General features: G+C 68.4%; 14 protein-coding genes. 4 read left to right on the top strand and 10 right to left on the bottom strand.

The genetic code is table 11. From position 1 onward, the window contains the following. Positions 1–134: 134 nt before the first annotated feature. Together BST28_RS20180 and BST28_RS20175 are read right to left on the bottom strand one after the other, a co-directional pair. Positions 135–1,100 (bottom strand): sigma-70 family RNA polymerase sigma factor, encoded by a 966-nt coding sequence (locus tag BST28_RS20180; RefSeq protein WP_019736941.1) that lies wholly within the window; start codon positions 1,098–1,100, stop codon positions 135–137. A 128-nt stretch (positions 1,101–1,228) separates the two neighbouring features. Next, complete coding sequence (locus tag BST28_RS20175) at positions 1,229–1,702, bottom strand: DUF3099 domain-containing protein (protein ID WP_080575673.1); 474 nt, start codon at positions 1,700–1,702, stop codon at positions 1,229–1,231. 66 nt (positions 1,703–1,768) lie between these two features. Here BST28_RS20175 and BST28_RS20170 point away from each other — a divergent pair, with 66 nt between their 5' ends. Beyond that, on the top strand, positions 1,769–2,008 hold the full coding sequence (locus BST28_RS20170; protein WP_029249179.1) for a DUF3039 domain-containing protein: 240 nt from the start codon (positions 1,769–1,771) through the stop codon (positions 2,006–2,008). Here BST28_RS20170 and BST28_RS20165 read toward each other — a convergent pair. Together BST28_RS20165 and BST28_RS20160 are read right to left on the bottom strand one after the other, a co-directional pair. Then, a complete protein-coding gene (locus BST28_RS20165; protein ID WP_019736938.1) occupies positions 1,995–2,954 on the bottom strand; it encodes a YihY/virulence factor BrkB family protein in 960 nt (319 codons plus the stop codon). The two genes, BST28_RS20170 and BST28_RS20165, sit on opposite strands and share 14 nt — an antisense overlap. Positions 2,955–3,029: 75 nt before the next feature. Continuing rightward, positions 3,030–3,224 (bottom strand): DUF7455 domain-containing protein, encoded by a 195-nt coding sequence (locus BST28_RS20160; protein ID WP_019736937.1) that lies wholly within the window; start codon positions 3,222–3,224, stop codon positions 3,030–3,032. Between the two features lie 120 nt (positions 3,225–3,344). On the opposite strand from BST28_RS20160, the gene BST28_RS20155 reads away from it, so the two are divergent. Next, a complete protein-coding gene (locus tag BST28_RS20155; protein WP_019736936.1) occupies positions 3,345–3,701 on the top strand; it encodes a DUF952 domain-containing protein in 357 nt (118 codons plus the stop codon). Here the strand turns inward: BST28_RS20155 and BST28_RS20150 are convergent. The 5 genes from BST28_RS20150 to cei all read right to left on the bottom strand — a co-directional run bounded on the left by BST28_RS20150 (position 3,649) and on the right by cei (position 8,252). Continuing rightward, positions 3,649–3,939, bottom strand: coding sequence for a hypothetical protein (locus BST28_RS20150; protein ID WP_019736935.1), 291 nt, complete (start codon positions 3,937–3,939; stop codon positions 3,649–3,651). The two genes, BST28_RS20155 and BST28_RS20150, sit on opposite strands and share 53 nt — an antisense overlap. 39 nt (positions 3,940–3,978) lie before the next feature. Then, the gene (locus tag BST28_RS20145; RefSeq protein ID WP_019736934.1) at positions 3,979–5,064 is read right to left on the bottom strand and encodes a methyltransferase; all 1,086 of its coding nucleotides are present in this window, start codon (positions 5,062–5,064) and stop codon (positions 3,979–3,981) included. A 7-nt stretch (positions 5,065–5,071) separates the two neighbouring features. Further along, positions 5,072–6,574, bottom strand: a complete 1,503-nt coding sequence (locus BST28_RS20140) for an RNA polymerase sigma factor (RefSeq protein WP_029249178.1) — start codon at positions 6,572–6,574, stop codon at positions 5,072–5,074. 188 nt (positions 6,575–6,762) lie between these two features. Beyond that, the gene (gene ppgK / locus BST28_RS20135; protein WP_019736932.1) at positions 6,763–7,578 is read right to left on the bottom strand and encodes a polyphosphate--glucose phosphotransferase; all 816 of its coding nucleotides are present in this window, start codon (positions 7,576–7,578) and stop codon (positions 6,763–6,765) included. 23 nt (positions 7,579–7,601) lie between these two features. Continuing rightward, positions 7,602–8,252 (bottom strand): envelope integrity protein Cei, encoded by a 651-nt coding sequence (gene cei / locus BST28_RS20130; RefSeq protein ID WP_065288249.1) that lies wholly within the window; start codon positions 8,250–8,252, stop codon positions 7,602–7,604. Positions 8,253–8,421: 169 nt separating this feature from the next. Here cei and BST28_RS20125 point away from each other — a divergent pair, with 169 nt between their 5' ends. Next, a complete protein-coding gene (locus BST28_RS20125) occupies positions 8,422–8,724 on the top strand; it encodes a DUF4193 domain-containing protein (protein WP_019738982.1) in 303 nt (100 codons plus the stop codon). A 13-nt stretch (positions 8,725–8,737) separates the two neighbouring features. Here the strand turns inward: BST28_RS20125 and BST28_RS20120 are convergent, their stop codons facing one another. After that, positions 8,738–9,223, bottom strand: a complete 486-nt coding sequence (locus BST28_RS20120) for a DUF3093 domain-containing protein (RefSeq protein ID WP_019738981.1) — start codon at positions 9,221–9,223, stop codon at positions 8,738–8,740. Positions 9,224–9,248: 25 nt separating this feature from the next. Here BST28_RS20120 and dut point away from each other — a divergent pair, with 25 nt between their 5' ends. Continuing rightward, entirely contained in the window at positions 9,249–9,713 is a 465-nt protein-coding gene (dut, locus tag BST28_RS20115; protein ID WP_019738980.1) for a dUTP diphosphatase, read from the top strand. Positions 9,714–9,740 lie beyond the last annotated feature (27 nt).

The following is a 9,740-nucleotide window of genomic DNA, read 5'->3' as shown; positions in this document are numbered from 1 at the left end:
CCCCCCCTCCCGCCCCCGCGGCGCCACGCCCCCCCCCCCGGGGGGGGCGCCCCCCCCCCGCCGCGCCCCCCCCCCCCCCCGCCGCCCCCCCGGGCCCCCCCCCGCGCGGGGGGGCCCCGGCGGAACGGGGTCGGTCAGCTGGCGTAGGAGCGCAACCGGTCGGCGCGCTCGCCGTGCCGCAGCTTGGCCATCACCTCGCGCTCGATCTGGCGGACCCGCTCGCGGGACAGGCCGAACAGCTTGCCGATCTGATCCAGGGTGCGGGGCTGCCCGTCATCGAGGCCGAACCGCAGCCGGATCACCTGGTGCTCACGTTCGTCCAGCGTCGCCAGGACGCTGCGGATGTCGGTGTGCAGCAGCTCGGAGATCACCGCGTTCTCCGCCGACATCGCCTCGGAGTCCTCGATGAAGTCGCCGAGCGGAGCCTCCTCGTCGGAGCCGACCGGCATGTCCAGGCTGACCGGGTCGCGGCTGTGCTCCAGCAGGTCGTTGATCTTCTCCGCCGGGATACCGGATTCGGCGGCGAGCTCCTCATCGGTGGCCTCGCGGCCGAGCTGCTGGTGCATCTCACGCTTGATCCGGGCCAGCTTGTTGACCTGCTCGACCAGGTGCACCGGCAGGCGGATGGTGCGGCTCTGGTCGGCCATACCGCGAGTGATCGCCTGGCGAATCCACCAGGTCGCGTAGGTGGAGAACTTGAATCCCTTTGCGTAGTCGAACTTCTCCATCGCACGGATCAGCCCCAGGTTGCCCTCCTGGATCAGGTCCAGCAGGGGCATGCCGCGGCCGGTGTAGCGCTTGGCCAGCGAGACCACCAGGCGCAGGTTCGCTTCCAGCAGATGCCGGCGGGCGGCCTCGCCGTCGCGGACCACCGCGGCCAGCTCGCGCTTGCGCTTCTCGCCGAAGCGCTTGCGGGTGTCGAGCAAGTGCTGTGCATACAGCCCGGCCTCAATGCGCTTGGCCAGCTCCACCTCGTCGGCGGCGTTGAGCAGCGCGGTCTTGCCGATACCGTTGAGGTATACCCGCACCAGATCTGCGGCCGGACTCTGCGCGTCCAGATCGCCGTCGATCCGACTGATGGTGGCATCTGCCTTTGCCATTACGGCCTCCCGTTGATCGGCTTCAGCTGTCACAGGTGACAACGTTGGACACGGGTGCAGAGTTCCCGCCCGATCGGTTTTCCACACCACCTGACGTGCGGGAATACGCCGATGACTTTGAGAATGTGCTAAGAACCGGTACCGTGCGGCGCTTCACCTGCGCCGCCGCCGTCCGAGCGGTGCGGTGGGGATCCCGGCTCGTACGCCGCCGATCCCGGCTCGGATCCCGACGGCCGCGGCCGATCCAGCGCCGGGCGCGAGCCGGTGGGGAACAACGGCGTCCGGCTGGGTGCGGCGTCGTAGCGGCGCGGCTCGTCGGCGCTGCGCGGCGGCCGGTCATTGGCGATCAGCACCGCCATCCAGGGCAGCGGTATCGAGCCGACCAGGATCAGCAGTGAGATCAAGCCGTTGTGCCAGATGCCGTAGGCGATCGCGGCCAAGATCAGAGCCGGTACCCGGAACGCCATCAACGTCAGGTACTTGCGTACCCGTTCGCGATGCTGTTGCTCGTAGGACGGGGCGGCCGCGGTGATGAGCACCGGCCGACCGTCGTCGTCGAAACCCAGCTCGGGGCCGTGCTTCATCACTCCACTGTCCCACACGGGTCGGTGTCGCGACAGGAGGGGTTTTACGATCCGTTGAGTTCTGGGCACAATGGGCAGATGGGCATACAGACCGACACCCTTGAGCGCACCGATGCCGAGGAACGCGTCGATGACGGGACCGGCGACGATACGCCGAAGTACTTTCACTACGTCAAGAAGGACAAGATCGCCGAGAGCGCGGTCATGGGCACGCACGTGGTGGCCCTGTGCGGCGAAGTGTTCCCGGTGACCAAGTCGGCGAAGCCGGGTTCGCCGGTCTGCCCGGACTGCAAGCGGATTTACGCGACCCTCAAGAAGGGCTGACCGGTTCGCTCAAAGAATGTCTGTCGGGGTCGGCTTGCGCCGTCCGGGACACCACCCAGTTGCGCAGCCGGCGTAGGTGAGTGGGCTGCGCCGGCCACTCCTCCTGAACGGCGGCGTTGAGTTCCGCGCCCAGCATGATGGCGAAGCCGAGCAGAAACGCAAACAGCAGGAAGGCGATCGGCGTCGCCAGCGCACCGTAGGTGTAGCCGGTGCTGGTGATGTAGCGCAGGTAGACCCGCAGGCCCAGCGTGGCCACCACGAACACGGTGGTGGCCAGCGCCGCACCGATCACCAGCCGGTGTGAGGGCAGCGGCTTGGGCAACGACACCCGGTAGAGCACCGTGACGGCCAGCAGCAGGCCCAACACCAAGGTCGGGTAGTAGCCGAACCGCAGCAGGTCGGTCCACCTATCGGGCAGGTGCTCGGCCACCGCGTGCGGGCCCAGGGCGGCGAACGGTGCCGCAGCCACGGCGATCACCAGCATCGCCACATACAGGCCCAGCGCGAAGAACCGTTGGCGTACCGGGTGGCGTAGCGGGGTCTGATCGTGCGCCTCGACCACCGAGTCGACGAACGCCGAGATCGCCGAGGAACCCGCCCACAGCGAGATCACGAAACCCAGCGAGACCACCTCGCCTCGCGCGTTGGAGACGATGTCTCGCACGGTGGGCTCGATGATCTCCACCACCACGTTCTTCGAGAAGAAGCTGCTGGCCATGCTGATCAGCCGGTCCTGGATAGTGGCCAGCGTGTCCGGGCCGAACAGCGGCGCCACGTACGACAGGCTGCCCAGCATCCCGAGCAGCAGCGGTGGCAGTGAGAGCACCGACCAGAACCCGGCCTGGGCCGACTCGGCGAAGATCGAGTCGTCCCAGCTCTTGGCCAAGGTACGGCGGGCGATGCGCAGCAGGTGATGTCGGGAAGGTCTGGGGATCTGGTCTGTCATGACCAGCCCAGCATTCCTGACGAGCGGTGCTACTGCACGGTTCCCGTCGGCGGGCGTGTTGCGCGCGGGCCCCGGCTACGCCTCGTCCGCAGGGCTGACCTGCAGCACGGCGGCCAGCTCGATCAGCTTGGCTTCGTGCTCGTTGGCGTGGTGCTGGCAGAAGAGCAGCTCGGCTCCGGAGGGCAGCGTGGCGCGTACACGGGCGGCGGCACCGCACCGGTCGCATCGATCAGCCCGAGTCAGTTCGGGACTGGTCAGAGTCGCATTCATGGGCTCCTCCGTTCTCGCGGGTCTGTCAAGTGTGTCAGACGCTGAGGCGTTCGGCGTTGTTCCTGGCTTCGGCTGTGTCGTGTCTCACCCTCGCTTGGCGCTGCGGCAGGATCGACGGTGATGAAGCATTCCGGTGTTCTCGTTCACCTCTGCAGCGCCCGGGAATGGGCGAGCGCCCAGGCCTCGGACGCGTTGCGCCCGGAGTCGTTGGGCAGCGTCGGCTTCGTGCACCTGTCGACGCCGCAGCAGGTCCATCTGCCGGCGAATCGGCTCTATCGGGGCCGCACGGATCTGGTGTTGCTGCAGGTGGACCCAGCCAAGGTGGGTGCGCCGGTGGTGTGGGAGCCGGGCGTGCCAGGCGATCCGGAGTCGATGCTTTTCCCGCACCTGTACGGGCCGTTGCCAATCGGCGCGGTGATCGGTGTCACGCAGTATCGGCCGGGCCCGGACGGCGCGTTCGCCGCGGTGAGCGATTGAGGTCGATCGGCGTGGTGGGCTTGGCCGCGGACACCCGGGTCAGTTCGCTACGGGCGAACACGGTTTGAGCCTTGTTGATCAGCACGGCGGGCACTCGCGGCCACGCCGCGGCGACGGCGTTGACGGCCTCGAGCACAGCGGGATCCAGGCCGGCCTCGGCCGGCGCCGGGTGTCCGTGAGCCACCGCGCGCTTGAGCAGCGCGGTGAACGTCTGCGACGACGCGGCATCGGGGGGCATGGTGGGCGATCCTACGCGGCGACGCATCCGGCCTGACGGTTAAACCGGCCGGGCCTCGATGATCGACATCGGGCTCGCCGTGGGGATCACCCGCTGCAGCCGGAATCCCGCCTGCGACAGCAACGCGGCGTACTGCCGCCGGGTGCGTTCTTGTCCGCCGGCGGCCACCAGCATCTCCAAATCGAGCACCAGGCCCAGGTGGGCGGGCGCGCCCTCGGGCAGCACCATCTCGAACAGCAGCATTTTGCCGCCGGGCGCGATCGCGCGGCGGACATTGCGCAGAATTTCCAGCGAACGCGCGTCGTCCCAGTCGTGGATGACGGTCTTGAGCAGATAGGTGTCACCCCCGGAGGGGACCGATTCGAAGAACGACCCACCCGCGAGATGGCAACGCGAGGCCACCCCGGCGGCGGTCACGGTCGCGTCGGCGCCGGCCACCACCTGCGGCAGGTCGAACAGCACCCCGCGAGCATCCGGCGCCTGACGCAATACCGCGGCCAGCAGCGCGCCGTGGCCGCCGCCCACATCCACGATCAGCTTGCTGGTGCTGAAATCATATGTGGGAACAGCCGTTTCGATCGCAACGGCGGACGCTCCGGTCATGGCGTCGTTGAAAACCTGCGCCAGTTCGGGATCGGTGTCGGTGTACTCGAAGAAGGACATTCCGCGCACCTTGCTGACGGCTGTCTCGCCGGTCCGCACCGAGTGCTCCAGGTTCGACCAGTGCTCGCGGTGCGCCGGGGCGCCGATGAACGCGACCATCGGGGCGACACCGGCCGGGTTGTCGGAGACCAGCGCGCGTCCGGTACGGGTCAGGGCGAACCGACCGTCGCGGCGCAGTTTGAGCACCGAATTACTGGCCAAGGCACGCATCAGGCGGTAGGTGGCACCAGGGTCGGCACCCACCTGCCTGGCGACGTCTTCGGCTGTTCGCGGGCCGTCGTTGAGCGCATCGGGGATCCCCAGCCGGACCGCTGCGTGCATGGCCTGGGCCAGCCACGCCCCGAAGCCCAGTTCCAGGACGGCCACCGGGGCGGGGACGGTGGCGTGCCGCAGGCGCTGTAGGCCACCACGAAACGCGTTGAGGACGGCGAGCAGCGCCGCCGGTGGTGCAGTGGGATTCATGCGTCGACTAGTCGAGGTAGTCGCGCAGAACTTGAGAGCGGCTGGGGTGCCGCAACTTCGACATGGTCTTCGACTCGATCTGACGAATGCGCTCGCGGGTGACGCCGTAGACCTGACCGATCTCGTCGAGGGTGCGCGGCTGGCCGTCGGTCAGGCCGAACCGCAGTCGCACCACACCGGCTTCGCGCTCCGAGAGCGTCTCCAGAACCGACTGCAGCTGGTCCTGGAGCAGGGTGAACGAGACGGCGTCCACGGCTACCACAGCCTCGGAGTCCTCGATGAAGTCGCCGAGCTGGGAGTCGCCCTCGTCGCCGATGGTTTGGTCCAGTGAGATGGGCTCGCGGGCGTACTGCTGGATCTCCAGCACCTTCTCCGGGGTGATGTCCATCTCCCGGGCGAGTTCCTCGGGGGTGGGTTCGCGGCCCAGGTCCTGCAGCAGCTCACGCTGGATGCGGCCGAGCTTGTTGATCACCTCGACCATGTGCACCGGGATGCGGATGGTGCGTGCCTGATCGGCCATGGCACGGGTGATGGCCTGGCGGATCCACCAGGTCGCATAGGTGGAGAACTTGTAGCCCTTGGTGTAGTCGAACTTCTCCACCGCGCGGATCAGACCGAGGTTGCCCTCCTGGATCAGGTCCAGAAACGCCATCCCGCGGCCGGTGTAGCGCTTGGCCAGCGAGACCACCAGCCGCAAGTTGGCCTCCAGCAGGTGGTTCTTGGCCCGGTCACCGTCGCGGCAGATCCACGCCATGTCCCGCCGGTAGGCCACGGCCAGCTTCTCGCCCTTTTCGGCGTGTTCGGCCATCTTCTGGGTGGCGAACAGGCCGGCCTCGATCCGCTTGGCCAGCTCGACTTCCTCTTCGGCGTTGAGCAGCGCGACCTTGCCGATCTGCTTGAGGTAGGCACGCACCGAGTCGGCGGAGGCGGTCAGCTCGGCGTCCTTGCGGGCCTGGCGCAGCGCTTCGGACTCCTCCTCGTCCCAGACGAAATCGCCTGAGGCTTTGTCCTTCTCGGAGGGTTCGGCGATCTCGTCGTCGTCGCCCTCCTCGGCGTCCGCCGCGGCGGTGGCCGGGGCGTCGCCGTCGACGTCCGCCTCGGCGTCGTCGCCCAGATCGTCCAGGCTCAGGTCGGCGACGTCGATCTCGTCCTCGCCGGGTTCACCGTCGAGCTCGGCGTCGGTGTCCAGATCCTCGGCCGCGAGGTCGAGGTCGGCGTCCTGGACGCCCTTGGCGGCGGTGGCCTTCTTGGCCGGGCCGCGTGCCGACCGGGTCTTGGGTTTGGCGGCGCCGTCGTCGTCGGCGTGCTTTGCAATGGTGCCCTTGGTCGCCGGGCGCGTGGTTGTCTTGGTGGCCTTCTTGGCCGGGGCGGCGGCCTTGGCCGCGGTGCGCTTGGCCGGAGTCTTGGTGGGGGCCTTGGCAGTCGACTTGGCGGCGGCCTTGGCAGGCGCCTTGGCGACGCTCCGCTTCTTCGGCTCCTCAGTCGCAGGCTTTGCCTTGCTCGCTGCCACGTCCACCCCTTCGGTCGGACTGACTTTCGGTTCGCAGCGCCGTGCGCCACCGAAAGTGTCGGGTTATATCGAATGTCGGCTCTATATCAGTTGGGTGATCAACTGGGATAGTCGCCGTTATCGGTTCGGCGGCCGCCGCGGACCATTGTAACGACAGCCGGCGGCAGCAACCGTCGAGCGGGCGGAATTCAGCGGGTCACGTCGGTGGCCGAGGCCATCGCCGCTCCGACGATTCCCGCGGTGTTCTGCAGGGTCGCCGGGACCACCGGGGTCCGGTTGCCCAGCAGCGGCACCCACTCGTCGGCTTGGCGACTGATGCCGCCGCCGACGATGATCAGGTCCGGACAGAGCGCGTTCTCGATGGCCACCAGCACCTTGGTCACCTGCTTGGACCACTTTTTCATGCTCCAGTTCTTGCGCTCCTTGACCGATGCGGCGGCCCGGTGCTCGGCTTCCTTGCCGTCCACATCGATGTGCCCGAGTTCGGTGTTGGGCAGCAGCTTTCCGTTGTGGATCACCGCCGAGCCGATTCCGGTCCCGAATGTGAGCAACACGACCACGCCGGTGTTGTCCTTGCCCGCTCCGAAGCGCTCCTCGGCCAGGCCGGCGGCGTCGGCGTCGTTGAGGATGACCACGGGCTGGCCGTCGAGTGCGGCGGCGATCGCGGACTGGGCGTTCACCCCGATCCAGGACTTGTCGACGTTGGCGGCGGTCCGCACGACCCCGTCGACCACCACGCCGGGATAGGTGACTCCCAGTGGCCCGGTCCACCCGAAGTGCCGGACCACCGCGGCGACGGTCTCGGCGACCGCGGCCGGTGTCGCGGGGCGCGGCGTGGGCAGCTTGTAGCGTTCGCCGATCAGCGCGCCGGTGTCGAGATCGACGACACCGCCCTTGATGCCGCTGCCGCCGACGTCGACGCCGAACGCGCGCCGCGGCGGCCTGGTCTCGCCGGCCGCGGGATCGGGCGCCCCGCTCAGATCGGTCGACTCAGTGCCGGTCATGCATCTCCTCGCCGGGTTGGTCGTCAGCAGGTGCCGGAATGGATCTTGGTCAGCAGCGCCGGGTCGGGCAGTCCGGTGGCGTCCGGACGGAGTCCGGCCAGAGCCGCCTCGATGTCGTCGCTGTGGGCCAGGCTGACGAAGTCGCTTCCGACCGCCAGGTCGACGGAGTCGTCGGGCCGGTCGTCGCGGAACAGTTCGGTGCACGGCGCGACCAGCCAGAGGGCCGCCGCGGCGGCCCGTCCCGCCTCACCGAAGCGGATCTGGCCCTGGCAGTCCAGCCGGCCGTTGGCGTAGATCGGGTCGTTTGCGGCGGTCGGCTGGGCGAAACCGTCGTCGCGCAGGGCGTCGGCGACGTCGGCGGCCTGCCCGGCCCGGCCGCTGGCGTTGAGGACGCGGGCCTTGATGTCGGCCAGTTTGGCCGGGGTGGTGGTGATCATCGTGGCGCGAGGGACCTGGGTGCCCAGCCGCGGCTGGTCGGGCTCGGTGGGCGCCGGCGGGGCGTTGCACTCGGCAACCTCATGGACGTCTGCCGGCCGGGTCAGTGCGACCGCCCACGCCACGGTGGTCAGCAGGGCCAGCACGGCCAGTGCATAGGCGGCGGGTCGATAGTTGCGCCGCCGGAAGGGCAGACCGTGCTTGTCGAACTCGGTGCCGGAAGTGATTTGCGCGACCACGTACGCACTCTAGAGGGCGCGTGCGCGAGCGATCACCGTGGTCAGGAATATAATGTGACGCAAATCACACTTGATCTGGGCGGGATCCGGGCACGAATCATTTGGTGGATGCGTTCGACGCTGGTACAAAGCTCGCGCAGGGTTACGAGGGGACTGAGGGGAGAAGACGATGGCTACCGATTACGACGCCCCGCGGCGCACCGAGACCGACGACGTTTCCGAGGACTCGTTAGAAGAACTCAAGGCCAGGCGCAACGAAGCGCAGTCGGCGGTGGTCGATGTCGATGAATCCGAATCCGCCGAATCCTTCGAGCTGCCGGGCGCGGACCTGTCCGGCGAAGAGCTGTCGGTGCGGGTCATCCCCAAGCAGGCCGACGAATTCACCTGTTCGAGCTGTTTTCTGGTTCAGCACCGCAGCCGTTTGGCCAGCGAGAAGAACGGCGTGATGATCTGCACCGACTGCGCGGCCTGACCCGAACCGTCCCTCACCCCTGTAAGGCCGCCAGTACCCGCTGCGGATGACGACAGCTGATCAGCCAGTACGGCGTCGGGTCATCGGGATCATCGAGCACCAGCAGCACCATGGGCCCCACCCAGCCACGATGCACGACATACGCCGCCGGATCGAGTTGGCGGCCCAACGCTGCTGACTTGGCGGACTGCGGGACCTCGGCCGAGCGGGCGATCACGCTGGCGGGCAGGTGCGCCTCGCCGACCCACAGTTCGGCCTCCCCGGCGGTGACGATGACCCGGACCTGGATGCGGCCCAGCCACAGCAGGGCTGCCACGGTGATCGCGAAGAACACGGCGAAGGGCAGCCAGCCCGGCAGGCTGCGCAGGCCCAGCCGTACCTCGTATGCCATCAGACCGTTGCCCAGGAACCCGAGCGGCCACCACCACCACGGCACCCACAGTTGCTCTCGGTACCGCACGGTTTGCGGTGCCCGGTGGTTGAGGCGCGATCCCGACATCCGGCTAAGGGTAGTCTTGCGCCTCGTGTCGCCCAGTCTCGCGGTCGTTCGCCTGGATCCTGATCTGCCGCTGCCGAGTCGTGCCCATGCCGGCGATGCCGGCGTCGACCTCTACAGCGCTGTCGATGTCGAGCTGGGCCCGGGCCAGCGCGCCCTGGTGCCCACCGGAATCGCGGTGGCGATTCCCTTCGGCATGGTCGGCTTGGTGCACCCCCGGTCGGGTTTGGCTGCGCGGGTGGGGCTTTCGATCGTCAACAGCCCGGGAACCATCGACGCGGGCTATCGCGGCGAGGTTAAGGTGGCATTGATCAACCTGGACCCGGCGACGCCGATCGAGATCCATCGCGGCGACCGGATCGCCCAGCTGGTGGTGCAGCGGGTCGAGCTACCGGAACTGGTCGAGGTGACCTCGTTCGACGAGGCCGGGCTGGCCGGGACCAGCCGTGGCGGCGACGGGCACGGCTCGTCGGGCGGACATGCGAGTTTGTGACGGCTGGGACGGCAGAGTGACGAAGAT

Origin of the sequence: Mycolicibacter kumamotonensis (genome assembly GCF_002086285.1) — a bacterium.
GTDB classification, from domain to species: Bacteria; Actinomycetota; Actinomycetes; order Mycobacteriales; family Mycobacteriaceae; genus Mycobacterium; species Mycobacterium kumamotonense.
This window is presented reverse-complemented; position numbering and strand designations above follow the sequence as displayed.